The following is a 14,994-nucleotide window of genomic DNA, read 5'->3' as shown; positions in this document are numbered from 1 at the left end:
CTCCGCCGGGCGGGTGGAGACGAAGGCATAGGCAGGATCGCGCGGCCGATTCGGCGGGTTGGTCTTCGACGACGACGGCTTGGCCAGCGCGAAGCAGACCTTTTTGCCGTTGGGCGCGGCCGAATAGGCGCCCCAGGTGCCGAACTGACCGATCAGGGTTGGCTCCGCGCCGCCGGCAACCGCCGCGTGCGGGGCCGCCGGCTTGCTCTCGGGCTTTGCAGCCGTCTTTCCGGTCGTATTGGCCGCCGGCGCGGCCGGTTTCGGCGCGGCCTCTTTCGGTGCAGTCTTGGGCGCAGGCTGCGCCGTCTGCGCCCGCGCGGAATCGATGATTCCACAGGCCGCCACGCCCGTCATCAAAGCTAAAATCAGCACCCGCCACATGCTGGAGTGGTTCCCTCAATATTGTGACTGGAAGATGGCCCGGTCGCGCATTGTCCCCGGGGCAGGGATAGCCGGGAAAGTCCAATTTGGGAAGGCAGTTAGCGAAGGTCGCGGCGACTAGGCCCTGGATCGCGCCGCGCGTTGCTCCGCCCATTGCGCATCGGTCCAGCGCAACAAATCCTCGACGCCGGAGCTGCGCAAATGCGCGCCACCGTCGATCACCACCATCTCGCCGTTGATGTAGCCGGCACGGTCGGAGACTAGGAAGCTGGCGAGGTCGGCAAGCTCGGGGTGCTCGCCGGCTCGTCCCATCGGGTTGCGCGCGGCCCACCCTTCGTCGCGACCCTCGGGGCGGAGCTGGCCCGAGGCGCCGGCGGTCGGGAACGGTCCCGGCGCGATCGCGACGGTGCGGATTCCCTTCGGGCCCCATTCCACGGCGAGACTTTTGGTCATCGCCAACACGGCCGACTTCGCCATCGCCGACGGCACGGTGAAGGCGCGACCGGTGATGGTCGAGGTCGAGAGGATCGAGAGCACGACGCCGCCATGCTTGCCGTCGATCCAGCGCTTGCCGGCGGCAAGCGTGCAATACATCGCACCATGCAGGGTCGGCGCGAGAATCGCATCCGCGGCGCGGAATGAGAGATGCTCACTCTGCGCGATGAAAGTCGCAGCCGCATTGTTGACGAGAATATCGAGCGGCGCCCCGCGCCAGATCGCGTCCATCATGCTCTCGACGGCGGTGCCGTCTCGGATATCGCAGGCGATCGTGGTGACCTTGCCGCCGTTCTCTTCGCGCATCTTGCTCGCCGCCGCCTCGAGCCGATCGAGCTTGCGGCCGCAGATCACGAGCTCGGCGCCGAGCGCGAGGAAACGGTGCGCCATTGCAGCACCGAGGCCCGAACCGCCGCCGGTGACGAGGATGCGCTTGTCCTTGAGCAGGCCTGTTTCAAACATGGTTTGAATCCTTCTTGTTTCGTCGTTGCGCGCGCAGCGGGAAACCGTACCGCGGAAATAGGCTTCGCTACGCTCCCAATGACGGGAGGATAGGCTCCTGCGTTCCAACTGACAAAGAAACCGGATTGTCGCCCGCACCTAAATCCGGCAGAAACGGGCAAACTATAAATCCACTCGAAACGCCCAGTACTTCACTTCTCAAGAAGGTGCCGCCATGAAAGCCATCCTCTGCTCGCAATATTGCCAGCCCGACGATCTCGTTCTGGCCGACGTGCCGGATCCGGTGGCCGGTCCCGGCGAAGCCGTGATCGCGATCAAGGCTGCGGCGCTGAACTTCTTCGACATCCTGATGATTCAAGGCAAGTACCAGATCAAGCCGCCATTCCCGTTCTCGCCGGCCGCCGAAGTGGCTGGGGTGATCGAGAGCATCGGTCCCGGCGTGACTGATCTGAAGATCGGCGATCGCGTCGTCGCCTCCTGCGGCCACAACGGCGCGCGCGAAAAGATCGCGCTGCCGGCGGCATCGATCGTGAAGATCCCCGACAATCTCGATTATGACCGCGCGGCCGGCATCATCATCATCTACGGCACCGCGCTGCATGCGCTGGAAGATCGCGCGAGCCCGAAGCCGGGCGAGACGCTCGCGGTGCTCGGCGCCGCCGGCGGCACCGGACTTGCCGCGTGCGAGCTCGGCAAGCTGATGGGCCTGAAGGTGATCGCCTGCGCCTCGTCGGACGAGAAGCTCGAATTCGCGAAGGCGCACGGCGCAGAACTCGCGCTCAATTACGGCAAGGAAGATTTGAAGGAAGGCCTGCGAAAGCTTACGGGCGGCAAGGGCGTCGACATCATCTTCGATCCGGTTGGTGGCACCTATGCCGAGCAGGCCCTGCGCTCGATTGCCTGGGAAGGCCGCTTCCTCGTGATCGGCTTCGCCGCCGGCGACATTCCGAAGATGCCGCTGAACCTCGCGCTGCTGAAGGGCTGCGATATCCGCGGCGTGTTCTGGGGCGCCTGGACCCGGCTCAACCCGGAAAAGAACCGCGCCAATCTCGAGAAGCTCGTGAAGTGGACAGCGGAAGGAAAGATCTCCTCGCATGTCGATCGCGTCTTCCCGCTGGCGCAGACGGCGGATGCGCTCAAGGTGCTCGCCGGACGCCAGGCGATGGGCAAAGTGATCCTGCATCCGTGAGGCTATGCGGCACGACGTGTGTCGGTACGGCCGCTCGCCACGAGCTCAACTGTCATCGCCCGGCTTGACCGGGCGACCAGTACTCCGAGACGTCAGTCATTGAATCGAGAAGCCGCGGCGTACTGGTTTCCCGCCTTCGCGGGGAATGACCGCGAGCGCGGGACAGGCAGTGTCCGCGCCGCCGCCGGGTCAATCCCCGTCAACCATTGTCGACAAAATTGCGGGGCATTCCTCCGCCTCGCCTCAATCAAACCCAAATATCTCCCGATTCGCGCAAGCCGCCGACGTTTTTTGGGCTGATTCAGACGGCGATTTACCGGCTCCAGTTTGCGGGGCATTTCTGGACAACAACAAAAAGACTGAAGCCGGGATGCCCCAGCGTTGCGTTAGTAGTGGGGAGCATCACCATGGAGACGACGGCGTACCGCCCGTCCAGGGAATCGAGATCGTTCGATTCCGATCAAGCTGCATCACATCCGGCCGTCGCGTCCTATATCCGTGCGCGCGCCGCGCGGCTCGATCTGTCACCGGAAGATCCAATTCCACTGTTCCTGTCCGATCCGCTCGGTGTGCCGGAGTCAGGCGAATATACGGCGCGGGCGTTGGGTCCCCGGCTCAGAATTGTCCCGCGTGTTCTCGCGGCGGTTCTCATCGCATCCACGCTGGCCGTTGCGGCCGCGCTGTATCAGCCCAGTCTCCGCAATCTCTTCGCCGCCGACGCTGCCGGCCCGACGGGTGCCGAGCTGGACCAGGCCATGGCGTCGGCCAACGTGCCGGACAGGCCTCAGACCGCGTACAAGGACCCGGCGCGCTTGAGCAACACAAGGCTGGCGAGCGCTGACGCGCAGGATCTCCCCGCAGCCTCAGCTCCGAGCCGCGAAGCGATTGCGACTGCCTATCAAACCGCGCTGCAAGCCCAGGCGCCCGGGCCAGTCGCGGCGCCGCCTGCGCCCCCACCGCCCGCTAAGACGCTCGATGCCGACACACTGGCTGGGCTGATGGCGCGCGCGAACGGTCTGTTGGCGGTCGGCGACATTGCCGCGGCGCGCCTGCTGCTCGAACGGGCCGCCAATGCACAGGATGCAACGGCTGCATTTCTGCTCGCGCAAACCTATGACCCGGCGGTGCTGGGCACGAGCGACGCGCGGCGCGTTGCTGCCGACGCGACCGCCGCGCGCGACTGGTACCAAAAGGCCGCAGGCCTTGGATCGGCGGAGGCGCGGCAACGCCTCGCCCAGCTTCAGAACTAGAACTCTTTAGGGGATATCATGCGTAATGCTTTGAGAATGGCGCTTGCCGCCATCATGATGATCTATGCCTTCGCGGCACGCGCGGAGCAGACCGAATATGATCCGGCCAAGGTCTCTGACAGCCTGAAAGCCATCTTCCAGTTCGGTTCGACCTCGACCAAGCAGTCGCTGAACGCCAACACCGTGACGTTGATCACCGGCACGATCGGCGGCACCTATGTGCAATTCGGCGCCGACCTCGCCTCCGTGCTCGACGACGGCAACAGGATTCGTGTGTTGCCAATCGTCGGCCGAGGTTCGGTGCAGAGCGTTGCCGACATCCTGTTCCTGCAAGGCGTCGATCTCGGAATCGTCCGCGCGGATACGCTCGACTATCTCGAGCGCAAAGGTTTTGCCAAGGACATCAAGAAGCAATTCACCTATGTGACGAAGCTCTACAACGAAGAGATGCAGGTGATCGCGCCAAAATCGGTCGCGACACTCAAGGATCTGGAAGGCAAAACTGTAAGCGTCGATCTGCCCAACGGCGGCACCTTCGTCACCGCGCTCACCGTGTTCGAGCGGCTCGGGATCAAGGCGAAATTCGTTTATGTCGAGCAGCGCATCGCGATGGAGAAACTGAAGGCCGGCGAGATCGACGCCGTCATCGTGGTCGGCGGCAAACCGTACAAGTCCGTTTCGACCTTCGGCAATGACGGCCGCTTCCACCTTGCGACCGTGGATTATGCAAAGCCCCTCCAGAGCGACTATCTGCCGGCGACGCTGACCGCCAAGGACTATCCGAACCTGGTCAAGGAGGGCGAGAGCGTGGACACCATCGCGGTGCCGGCCGTGCTCGCGGCCTACAACTGGGCGCCCAACACCGAGCGCTACCGCAAGCTTGCACTGTACGTGGACGCGTTCTTCACGAAATTCCCGACGCTGCAGAACCCGCCCTTCCATCCAAAGTGGAAGGAGGTCTCGCTCGCGGCGCCCCTGGCGGGCTGGAACAGATTGCCGGTGGCGCAGCAATGGCTCGACCGCCACGGCGTCGAACCGGTGACGCGGCAACGCTTCGAGGCGTTCCTGCGACAGAGCCCCTCGGCCGCAAAAGTGTCCGACGCGGACAAGGAAACGCTGTTCAAGCAATTCCAGGCGTGGGACGCCGAAAAGGCCCAGGCCCAGGCGCAGGCGGAGAAGAAGTAGCGAGCAGTCATCCACACATACAGCTGTCATCGCCCGCGAAGGCGGCGATCCAGCATTCCGAGACGGTTATGGTTCAATCGGAAGGCCGCGGCGTGCTGGATTCCGCACCATCGCGAGGAATGACAGCGGAGTATGCGGCGACAGCTATTGCGCGGCTTCCGGCTCCACCTCATCCACCCCGCGCTTCAGCGCGGCGCGGGCGGCTTCGCGATGCTCGTTCGTGATGTGGCTGGCAACCATGCGGATCGCGGTGGCGAGTACGGCGGCGTCATCGGTGAAGCCGAGGATCGGCATCACGTCGGGAACGAAATCAAACGGCAGGATGAAATAGGCGATCGCCCCGAGCAGCGAGGCCTGGACATGGCGTGGCGTCTGGCGGTCGAACGCGCAGTAATAGGCCGCGAGCAGATCCTCCGCGAACGGCAGATGCGCGGCGACACGCTTCAGCTTGCGCCAGAAGCGGCGGCGCACGCTCTCACGATCTTCCGCGAGCCGGTCGGCGGGCTCGAAACCGACGCTGTGTTCGGCAGCCATGTTCGACAAACTCCCCGTTCCAGCCTGGGTGGCAGATCGCCGCATCCCGTGCTGATCACAAGATGGGGACGCGGCCTTCCCCTGCAAGACGTCAGCCTGGTGTCAGCTTGGCGATGGCGTTCATCGCCTTGGCGAGCTCGATGTCGAGCGCGGTGACGCCGCCGGCGTCATGGGTCGACAGCACCACCTCCACCGTTTTGTAGACATTGCGCCATTCGGGGTGGTGGTCCATCTTCTCGGCGACCAGTGCCGCGCGGGTCATGAAGCCGAACGCCTCGTTGAAATCCTTGAAGACAAAGGTTTTCCCGATCGCCTCGCGTCCTTGAGCCTCGGTCCAGCCAGGTAGTTCGCCCAGCGCCTGCCTGCGTGCCTCCGCCGAGAGCCGTTCTGTCATCCTCGCCTCCGTCCTTTCAGGGGAACTTTACCCTAACACCGCACTGACGCCCCGGGTTCATACGGGATTGGACCCCATCCGCTAACCATGACGGAGATGTAACCCTGCCGGACAAGAAATTTGCTACACTTGCAGGCGTAAACCGCCGGCCAAGATGAAACTGAGCCTCAAGCGAATGTTCGGGAGATCGATGACCGGGGGATTGGACCTGGCCGAAGCGCCCACCCCGCCCTCGCCGCGATCATCGGCGCGGAAGACGGCGCTCGTGACTCTCGCGCTGGTGCTCGCGATCGTTGGCGCGCTCGCCGGCGGCTATTACTTTGCCATGCGGCCGGTGACGCTGAAGATCGCGGTCGGCCCCGCCAACAGCGATGACGTCAAGGTCGTGCAGGCACTGACCCAGGCCTTCGCGCAGCATAAGAGTTCTGTGCGGTTGCGCCCGATCCAGACCGACGGCGCCACCGCCAGCGCCAATCTGCTCGCGGAAGGCAAGGCCGATCTTGCCATTGTGCGCGGCGACGTCGACGTACCGAAGAACGCGCAAGCGGTTGCGACCCTGCGCAAGAACGTCGTGGCGCTATGGTCCGTGTCCGGCAAGGGCAAGAAGAAGGGCGCGAAGATCACCAAGATCGCGCAGCTCGCCGGACATCGGGTCGGCGTGGTCGGCCGCACCCAGGCCAACGTCAATTTGCTCAAGGTGATCCTGCAGCAATACGGTGTCGATCCCGCCAAGGTCGAGATCGTGCAATACCCGGCAACCGAAGCCGTCGAAGCGATCAAGGCGCAGAGGGCTGATGCCTATCTCGCGGCCGGTCCCGTCAACAGCAAGATCACGGCGGAGGCGATCGCCGCTTCCACCAAGGATTTCGGCACGCCGACCTTTCTCGCGATCGATTCCGCGGATGCGATCGCCCAGAACCATCCGGTCTATGAAGCGGCCGAGATTCCCGCGGGCACTTACGGCGGCTCGCCCGATCGTCCCGATGACGAGGTCAAGACCATCAGCTTCTCGCACCACATCGTGGCGCGCAAAGCAGTGTCCGAAACCACCATCGCGGCGTTCACGCGCCAGCTTTTCTCCGTACGCCAGCAATTGGTGACGGAATTCCCGCTGGCGGCGAAGATCGAAACGCCCGACACCGACAAGGATGCGGTGATTCCCGTGCATCCCGGCGCCGCCGCTTTCGTCGACGGCGAAGAAAAGACCTTCCTCGACAGATACAGCGATTACATCTGGTGGACCCTGATGGCGCTCTCGGCCATGGGCTCGATCGGCGCCTGGTTTGCGGGCTATCTGAAGAAGGACGAGCGCGACAACAACAGCCATCTGCGCGAGCGGCTGCTCGACATGATCACCGCCGCTCGAAAGAGCGAAACGACCGAAGATCTCGATCAGATGCAGACCGAGGCCGACGAGATCCTGCGCGATACGCTGCGCTGCTACGACCACGGCGCGATCGAGGAAGGTGCGCTCACCGCCTTCAACATCGCGCTCGACCAGTTCCATGCGGCGGTTGCCGACCGCAAGGCGGTGCTGTTCAGCCTGCCGCAGAACCTGCAGCGCGCCGGTGCCCAATTCCGGGCCGCTGGCAACGCGTAAGCGCTCGCGCGTTATCGCCGCGTCACATTGTCTCAATATAGCGTCTGCTTCACCATGGCGACCGCCCTGGGCGATCGCCTCACGCGATATCGAGACCGTCTTCATGAACATCAAATTCTCCCGCCGCCGTTTCCTGACGACCAGCGCCGGCGCGCTCGGCGCGGTCGCAATGCCCCATCTCTCCCGCGCGGCCGACCGGCCGGCGGTGACCCATGGCGTGCAGTCGGGCGACGTCACCGTCGACAGCGGCGTGGTCTGGGCGCGCACCGACCGGCCCGCACAGATGCTGGTCGAGGTGGCGACGACGGAGTCGTTCAGGGATGCCCGCGCGCTGCCGCCGATCGCGGCGCTGCCCGACAGCGACTTCACCGCGAAGATGCTGATCGAAAACCTGCCGGGCGGACAGGACATTTTTTATCGCGTCCGCTTCCGCGATCGTTCGCACACCGCGGTGGAGGGCGAGCCGGTGACCGGCCGCTTTCGCACCGCACCCGCCGACCGTCGCGACGTCAGCTTCGTCTGGGGCGGCGACGTCGCAGGACAAGGCTGGGGCATCAACCCTGATGACGGCGGCATGTTCACCTTCTCGGCGATGCGCAAGCACCGTCCGGATTTCTTCCTGCACTCCGGTGACACCATCTATGCCGACGGCCCTATCCAGTCCGAGGTGAAGCTCGTGGACGGCAAGATCTGGAAGAACGTCACGATTCCCGAGAAGGCCAAGGTCGCCGAGACGCTGGACGAGTACCGCGCCGCGCACAAATACAATTTCACCGACGACAATCTTCGCGCCTTCAATGCCGAAGTGCCGATCTTCGTGCAGTGGGACGACCATGAGGTGACCAACAACTGGTCGCTGTCGAAGGAGCTGCCGGCGACCTACAAGGAGCGCGACATCGCACTGCTTGCGGCCCGCGCAAGCCGTGCCTTCCACGAGATGTATCCGATGCGCGAGAGCATCGTCGAGCCCGGCCGCGTCTATCGCCAGATCTCCTATGGTCCCCATCTCGACGTGTTCGTGCTCGACGAGCGCAGCTATCGCGGCCCGAACGGCCCCAACCTCGAAACCGTTTACGGCCCGGCCAGCTATTTCCTCGGCCCGGACCAGATCGCCTGGCTCAAGCGCGGCCTGTTGAATTCTCGCGCGACCTGGAAAGTGATCGCCTCCGACATGCCGCTCAGCCTCGTCGTGTCAGACACGCCGAAGGGGGGATCGGAAGCCATTGCGCAGGGCGACGGCCCGGTGCGCGGCCGCGAGTTCGAGATCGCCGACATCCTGCGTTTCATCAAGATGGCGCCGGTCAGCAACACCGTGTGGCTCACGGCGGACGTGCATTACGCGGCCGCGCATTATTACGATCCGAACAAGGCGCAATTCCAGGATTTCGAGCCGTTCTGGGAGTTCGTGTCGGGCCCGCTTCACGCGGGCACATTCGGTCCGAACGCGCTCGACAATACGTTTGGGCCGGAGGTGCGTTTCGTCAAGGCGCCCGGGAAAGACAACCAGAACCTGCCGCCATCCGCCGGCATGCAGTTCTTCGGTCACGTCAAGATCGACGGCGCTTCCGGCCAGATGACGGTGACCTTGCGCGACCGCGCCGACGTCGCGCTGTGGTCAACCACGCTCGATCCGAAGCCGGCCTGACGCCGTATCGCTAGTTCGCCGCGCGGACCTGGAGCGCCGCCTCCAGCGCGTCGCTCGAACACGGCTTCTGCAATCGCGGCTGGCCGGCGAATTCGGGCGGGATGCGCGCGTCAGCGCCGTAGCCGGTGACGAACACAAAGGGAATTTTCAGCGCCGCGAGCCGTTCGGCGACCGCAAAGCTGTTCTCGCGACTCAAACCGACGTCGAGCAAGGCGAATTCGGGGGCGTGCGCCGCGATTGCGGTCAGCGCCTGCGCCACTGAACCTACCGTGCGGACGCTCTTCACGCCAAATCCGAGCAGGCGATCTTCGAAGTCGATCGCGATGATCGGATCGTCCTCGACAATGAGCACATCGGCGGGACAGTTTGAACCATCGGAAACAGCGGGTGCCATCATCGTAACTTGGAGCATGAGGTTTCTCTGACTGGGATACCGCGTCACGACGCCTGTACCCGGCGCGGAGGTTCCCGGAACGAAACCACCACATCACAGTTGTTAGGTCTGTCTACTTGTGCACACAGGACCTCGTCGGAACTCGCTAAATGTGGAGGCGGATGGGAGTTTAAGATGGACGCGCGGACCAGCAACGCCACCGAGATCGATAGCCGGCCGACCAACAATCTGCTGCGGCGCTTGAGCCCGGCCGACTTCGCCCTGCTTGCGCCGCATGTCATGCTCGAAAGCGCCGCAGCGAATGAGCTGCTCTACAACCCCGGCGACGACGTCCAGGTCGTCCACTTCCCCTGCGGACCGTCGCTTGCAACCTTCCTCGTTCCCAATGAGGACGGCCGCGATGTCGAGACCATCCTGGTCGGCCGCGAAGGCGCGGTGGGCGGCATCGTCAGCGAGGGTTATCTGCCGGCCTATACCCGGATCTGCGTGAAATTCGGCGGGCCGTTTGCGCGAATTCACGTCAGCAAGCTGGAGGCCGCCAAGCAGCGCTCGCCCTCGTTGCGCCATGTCTTCGCTCGTTACGCCGACTGCATGCTGGCTCAGATCTTCCAGTCCACCGCCTGCAACGCCATTCACTCGATCGAGCAGCGCACCGCCAAATGGATGCTGGCCGCTATGGAGCGGACCGGCGACGAGAGCAGCGTGCCTCTGACGCACGAGCAACTCGCGACACTGCTCGGCGTCGGCCGCAGCTATGCCAGCCGCGTGCTCCAGTCGTTCAAGGCGGAGGGCGTGCTCGACACGCGACGCGGATCGATCCTGGTCCGCAACCGCGAGGGCCTGCGCCTGCGCTCCTGCCTGTGCAACGAGGCCGTGAAGATGCACTTCGAGGAGGTGCTGCGCGGCGTCTATCCGACCGAGGAGAGGCAGGCCGGCTAGCCGCCTGACTCGCTCCTCTTCGGGGATAAGAAGCGGCCGCACTATCCCGCCGCGGGGGAACCTGGGCTAATGTCCCCGCATGAGCGGGGCTTTCCTTCACACTCTCTTCGACATCGCGGCGTGGCTGACTGCGGCCGTGGCGCTCTACGGGCTGTCGCGACAGGGCTTGCGGTTTCCGGCGCAATCCTTTGAGCGGTCCTACCTCGCCGCTTTGGTGTTCGGCGCGGGGCTCGGCGCCTATCTGTTCGGCTCCGCCAATCTGTGGCTGTCGGGCCAGAGCGGCATCGCGCGCTCCGTGGAAGGAGCGCTGGTCGGCGGCATCTTGGCGATCGAGCTCTACAAATGGTCCGCAGGGATCACGGTCCGAACCGGCGCCCGTTTTGCGCTGCCGCTGGCGCTCGGCATCGCGATCGGCCGGCTCGGCTGCTTTTTCGCGGGCCTCGACGATTTCACCTACGGCACGCCGACGGCATGGCCCTGGGGCCATGATTTCGCCGACGGCATCCCGCGCCATCCCGTGCAGCTCTACGAAAGCGCCGCGATGGGGGTGTTCGCGCTGCTCTACGTGGTGGCGGTCTTGAACCGGAGCGCGTTTGTGATCACCAATGGTTTCTACCTCGTCCTCGTCTACTATGGAGCACAGCGCTTCCTGTGGGAATTCCTCAAGCCCTACGGCACGCTGATCGGCCCCTTCACGCTGTTTCACCTGCTGTCGCTGTCCATCCTGCTCTACGCCGTCGTCATGCTGGCGAGGGCGCCCAATGCGAGACCCATGCATGAACGCGCCGTTGCGTAAGTCGCGTCCCTATATCTTCTGGGGCCAGACCCAATCTCTCTGCGAGACCTGCCTGAAGCTGGTGCCGGCCAAGATCCAGATCCTCGACAACGAGGTTTGGTACGAGAAGCGCTGCAAGGAGCATGGCGTCCAGTCCACGCTCGTGTCGACGGACGCCGCGTATTGGCGCCTGTGCAAGGATTTCATCAAGCCGGGCGACCGGCCGCTGGCCTTTCAACGGCATACCGAATTCGGCTGCCCCTATGATTGCGGCCTGTGCCCCGACCACGAGCAGCATTCCTGCCTCGCGCTGATCGAGATCACCGAGCATTGCAATCTGACCTGCCCGGTGTGCTTTGCCGATTCCTCGCCGGCGCGGACCAGCTTCACGCCGCTGGCCAAGGTCGAGCGAATGCTGGACGCGCTGGTCGCGAGCGAGGGCGAGCCTGATTTGGTGCAGATCTCCGGCGGCGAGCCGACGCTGCATCCCGACTTCTTCGCGATCCTCGATGCGGTGCGCGCCCGCCCGATCCGCCATGTCATGATCAACACCAACGGCCTGCGTATCGCCCGCGAAAAGGATTTCGTGGCGCGGCTCGCCGAGAACAAGCGCGGGCTCGAGGTCTATCTCCAGTTCGACTCGCTCGAACGCGACGCTTTGATCAATCTGCGCGGCGCGGATTTGCGCAAGATCCGTCAGCAGGCGCTGGAGAATCTCGAGCATTACGGCGTATCGACCACGCTGGTGGCGACCATCAAGCGCGGTGTCAACGATGCCGAGATCGGCGACATCGTCCGCCACGCGCTGACCTGGAAGTGCGTTCGCGGCGTCACGCTGCAGCCGGTGCAGGACGCCGGCCGCAACGAAAATTTCGACAAGAACACCGATCGCATCATGCTGTCGGAGATCCGCAAGCGCGTGGTCGAAACCGGCGTGTTCGGCGACAAGGACATGATCCCGCTGCCCTGCAATCCCGAAAGCATCTCGATCGGTTACGGCCTGCGCAACGGCAAGAAAGTGCTGCCGCTGACCTCGCTGATCCCGCAGGAGCAACTCGTCGCATTGTTGCCCAATACGATAAGCCCGGAGAAGCATCCGGCGCTGAGGGAGAAATTCATCGATCTGTTCTCGCTGTCCTCGGGACCGCTGAACACGAGCGAGCGCGTCTGCGAATTGCTGTGCTGCCTGCCGAGCTTCGAGGTGCCGCAGGGAATCACGTACGAGAACGTATTCCGCGTCACCATCGTGCAGTTTCTCGATCGCTTCAATTTCTGCGTCGGCAACGTCAAGCGCAGCTGCATCCATTTCGTCACCGAGAACGGCGCGATCATCCCGTTCGACACCTACAATCTGTTCTACCGAAACGGAAAGATCGACGGCATCCGCGCCGAACTGGCGGCGCAGTCAACCGCAGGAGTCCTGCAGGCATGAGCATCAGCGACACGCCGCCGCCAGCCCCTCCGGGACCGCCTCCTGCCCCGCCGAACAAGCGCGGCGGCTGCCTGACCGCGATCATGGCGATCTTCGGGATCCTCATGCTGCTACCCGGTGCCTGCGCATTGCTGTTCGGCGGAATGTCGGTCATCGAGGGCGGCCGGATGGGTTCCGACGTGGCACCGCTGGTGTTCGTAGGCCTGGTCGTGGGGCTGGGCGGGGTCGCCCTGATCTGGGCCGCGATCAAGGGCCGGCGCGGCTGAGCCCGGCTTTTCGCCTAACCCCCGGGAATTCCCGGACAAAATTCAATCAACCAACGGCCAAAGAACACATTGTTTTTTGGCGGTTTTTGCCTATATTGCGCCGCAACGCGTAGGGTGCCCGGTCGATATGCCGGGCTTTCCCTTTTGGGCGGAAAGCGCCCCGTTTCCAGTCTTCAAGCGTTGTTTCGAGAAGAGGTCCCGGTCTGACCGGCGAGATCGCGCTTAACCCATTGTCCGACCGCAAAGAAGCCCACTCATGAATCTTCGCAACATCGCCATCATCGCCCACGTCGACCACGGCAAGACGACCCTGGTCGACCGCCTCCTCCAGCAATCCGGCACCTATCGCGAGAACCAGAAGGTGACTGAGCGCGCCATGGACTCCAACGATCTGGAGCGCGAGCGCGGCATCACCATTCTGGCCAAGGCGGCCTCGGTGCAGTGGAAGGACACCCGCATCAACATCGTCGATACCCCAGGCCACGCCGATTTCGGCGGCGAGGTCGAGCGCATCCTCAACATGGTGGACGGCGCGCTGGTGCTGGTCGACGCCGCCGAGGGGCCGCTGCCGCAGACCAAATTCGTGGTCTCCAAGGCGCTCAAGGTCGGTTTGAAGCCGATCGTCGTGATCAACAAGGTTGACCGTCCCGACGCGCGGGCAACCGAAGTCATCAACGAGGTGTTCGACCTGTTCGCGGCGCTCGACGCCAGCGAGGAGCAGCTCGACTTCCCGATCCTCTACGGGTCGGCCAAGCAAGGCTGGATGGCCGAGAGCCCGGACGGGTCGCAGGAAGCCGGCATGCAGCCGCTGTTCGACCTGATCGTGCGCCATGTCGCGCCGCCGACCGTCGAGGAAGGCCCGTTCCGCATGATCGGCACCATTCTGGAAGCCAACCCCTATCTCGGCCGCATCATCACCGGCCGTATTTCCTCAGGCTCGATCAAGCCGAACCAGGCCGTGAAGGTGCTGGGCGCCGACGGCAAGACGATCGAGCAGGGCCGCATCACCAAGATCCTCGCCTTCCGCGGCATCGAGCGCACTCCTCTCGACGAAGCCGAGGCAGGCGACATCGTCGCCATCGCCGGCCTGACCAAGGGCACCGTCGCCGACACCTTCTGCGATCCGTCGGTCGACACCCCGCTGGTGGCGCAGCCGATCGACCCCCCGACCGTGTCGATGTCCTTCATCGTCAACAACTCGCCGCTCGCCGGCACCGAAGGCGACAAGGTCACCAGCCGCATGATCCGCGACCGCCTGCTGCGCGAGTCCGAGGGCAACGTTGCGCTGCGGGTCGTCGAAGCCTCCGACAAGGACGCGATGGAAGTTTCAGGCCGTGGCGAATTGCAGCTCGCGATCCTGATCGAGACCATGCGCCGCGAGGGCTTCGAGCTTTCGGTGTCGCGTCCGCGTGTCGTATTTCAGAAGGACGAGGCCACCGGCGCCACCCTCGAGCCGATCGAGGAAGTCGTCATCGACGTCGACGAGGAGCATTCCGGTGTCGTCGTGCAGAAGATGAGCGAGCGCAAGTCCGAGCTGATCGAGATGAAGCCGTCCGGCGGCAACCGTCTGCGGCTGGTGTTCTACGCGCCGACCCGCGGCCTGATCGGCTACCAGGGCGAGCTGCTCACCGATACCCGCGGCACCGCGATCATGAACCGTCTGTTCCACGGCTACGCGCCGTACAAGGGCGAGATCCAGGGCCGCCGCAACGGCGTGCTGATCTCCAACGACCAGGGCGAAGCGGTGGCTTACGCCATGTTCAAGCTGGAAGATCGCGGCCCGATGATGATCGAGCCGGGCTGGAAGGTCTACAAGGGCATGATCGTCGGCGAGCATACCCGCGACAACGACCTCGAGATCAACGTGCTCAAGGGCAAGCAGCTCACCAACATCCGAACCACGTCGAAGGACGAAGCGGTGCGCCTGACCCCGCCGATCCGCATGACGCTGGAAAAGGCGCTGGCCTATATCGAGGACGACGAGCTGGTGGAGATCACGCCGAAGTCGATCCGCCTGCGCAAGCGGCACCTCGACCCGAACGAGCGCAAGCGC

The 14,994-nt window shown here is 64.1% G+C and carries 14 protein-coding genes and 1 pseudogene; 10 read left to right on the top strand and 5 right to left on the bottom strand.

All coding sequences use genetic code 11. From position 1 onward, the window contains the following. Together IVB32_RS40185 and IVB32_RS40180 are read right to left on the bottom strand one after the other, a co-directional pair. Positions 1 to 381 (bottom strand): annotated as a pseudogene (locus tag IVB32_RS40185) (Invasion associated locus B family protein); the annotation flags it as partial. A gap of 117 nt (positions 382 to 498) precedes the next feature. Continuing rightward, a complete protein-coding gene (locus tag IVB32_RS40180) occupies positions 499 to 1,338 on the bottom strand; it encodes an SDR family oxidoreductase (RefSeq protein WP_018459763.1) in 840 nt (279 codons plus the stop codon). Positions 1,339 to 1,552: 214 nt separating this feature from the next. Here IVB32_RS40180 and IVB32_RS40175 point away from each other — a divergent pair, with 214 nt between their 5' ends. From IVB32_RS40175 to IVB32_RS40165, 3 genes are all read left to right on the top strand, one after another. Next, complete coding sequence (locus IVB32_RS40175) at positions 1,553 to 2,527, top strand: NADPH:quinone oxidoreductase family protein (RefSeq protein ID WP_018459762.1); 975 nt, start codon at positions 1,553 to 1,555, stop codon at positions 2,525 to 2,527. A 407-nt stretch (positions 2,528 to 2,934) separates the two neighbouring features. Beyond that, on the top strand, positions 2,935 to 3,777 hold the full coding sequence (locus IVB32_RS40170; protein WP_247368305.1) for a hypothetical protein: 843 nt from the start codon (positions 2,935 to 2,937) through the stop codon (positions 3,775 to 3,777). Between the two features lie 18 nt (positions 3,778 to 3,795). Then, the gene (locus IVB32_RS40165) at positions 3,796 to 4,962 is read left to right on the top strand and encodes a TAXI family TRAP transporter solute-binding subunit (protein ID WP_247338184.1); all 1,167 of its coding nucleotides are present in this window, start codon (positions 3,796 to 3,798) and stop codon (positions 4,960 to 4,962) included. A gap of 144 nt (positions 4,963 to 5,106) precedes the next feature. Here IVB32_RS40165 and IVB32_RS40160 read toward each other — a convergent pair whose 3' ends face one another. After that, positions 5,107 to 5,496, bottom strand: a complete 390-nt coding sequence (locus IVB32_RS40160; RefSeq protein ID WP_018459760.1) for a YkvA family protein — start codon at positions 5,494 to 5,496, stop codon at positions 5,107 to 5,109. Between the two features lie 91 nt (positions 5,497 to 5,587). Further along, positions 5,588 to 5,890, bottom strand: coding sequence for a 4a-hydroxytetrahydrobiopterin dehydratase (locus IVB32_RS40155; RefSeq protein ID WP_018459759.1), 303 nt, complete (start codon positions 5,888 to 5,890; stop codon positions 5,588 to 5,590). A gap of 154 nt (positions 5,891 to 6,044) precedes the next feature. Between IVB32_RS40155 and IVB32_RS40150 the strand changes: the two genes are divergently transcribed. Both IVB32_RS40150 and IVB32_RS40145 read left to right on the top strand, forming a co-directional pair. Then, on the top strand, positions 6,045 to 7,490 hold the full coding sequence (locus IVB32_RS40150) for a TAXI family TRAP transporter solute-binding subunit (RefSeq protein WP_018459758.1): 1,446 nt from the start codon (positions 6,045 to 6,047) through the stop codon (positions 7,488 to 7,490). Positions 7,491 to 7,593: 103 nt separating this feature from the next. After that, the gene (locus IVB32_RS40145) at positions 7,594 to 9,135 is read left to right on the top strand and encodes an alkaline phosphatase D family protein (protein WP_247370616.1); all 1,542 of its coding nucleotides are present in this window, start codon (positions 7,594 to 7,596) and stop codon (positions 9,133 to 9,135) included. A gap of 10 nt (positions 9,136 to 9,145) precedes the next feature. Here the strand turns inward: IVB32_RS40145 and IVB32_RS40140 are convergent, their stop codons facing one another. Then, positions 9,146 to 9,547, bottom strand: a complete 402-nt coding sequence (locus IVB32_RS40140; protein WP_026233873.1) for a response regulator — start codon at positions 9,545 to 9,547, stop codon at positions 9,146 to 9,148. Positions 9,548 to 9,703: 156 nt separating this feature from the next. Here IVB32_RS40140 and IVB32_RS40135 point away from each other — a divergent pair, with 156 nt between their 5' ends. The 5 genes from IVB32_RS40135 to typA form a co-directional block, all read left to right on the top strand. Then, complete coding sequence (locus tag IVB32_RS40135) at positions 9,704 to 10,468, top strand: Crp/Fnr family transcriptional regulator (RefSeq protein ID WP_018459755.1); 765 nt, start codon at positions 9,704 to 9,706, stop codon at positions 10,466 to 10,468. A 79-nt stretch (positions 10,469 to 10,547) separates the two neighbouring features. Continuing rightward, positions 10,548 to 11,264: a prolipoprotein diacylglyceryl transferase family protein gene (locus IVB32_RS40130; RefSeq protein ID WP_247295794.1), complete on the top strand. Its 717-nt coding sequence runs from the start codon at positions 10,548 to 10,550 to the stop codon at positions 11,262 to 11,264. Next, complete coding sequence (locus tag IVB32_RS40125; RefSeq protein WP_018459753.1) at positions 11,245 to 12,675, top strand: radical SAM protein; 1,431 nt, start codon at positions 11,245 to 11,247, stop codon at positions 12,673 to 12,675. Before IVB32_RS40130 ends, IVB32_RS40125 begins: the two co-directional genes overlap by 20 nt. Then, positions 12,672 to 12,941 (top strand): hypothetical protein, encoded by a 270-nt coding sequence (locus IVB32_RS40120; protein WP_018459752.1) that lies wholly within the window; start codon positions 12,672 to 12,674, stop codon positions 12,939 to 12,941. The genes IVB32_RS40125 and IVB32_RS40120 overlap by 4 nt, the downstream gene beginning before the upstream one ends. A gap of 256 nt (positions 12,942 to 13,197) precedes the next feature. After that, positions 13,198 to 14,994: translational GTPase TypA (gene typA / locus IVB32_RS40115; RefSeq protein ID WP_247413114.1), on the top strand; the 1,797-nt coding region annotated here is incomplete at its 3' end.

Source organism: Bradyrhizobium sp. 23 (assembly GCF_023073295.1).
In the GTDB taxonomy this organism is placed as follows: Bacteria; Pseudomonadota; Alphaproteobacteria; order Rhizobiales; family Xanthobacteraceae; genus Bradyrhizobium; species Bradyrhizobium canariense_D.
This window is presented reverse-complemented; position numbering and strand designations above follow the sequence as displayed.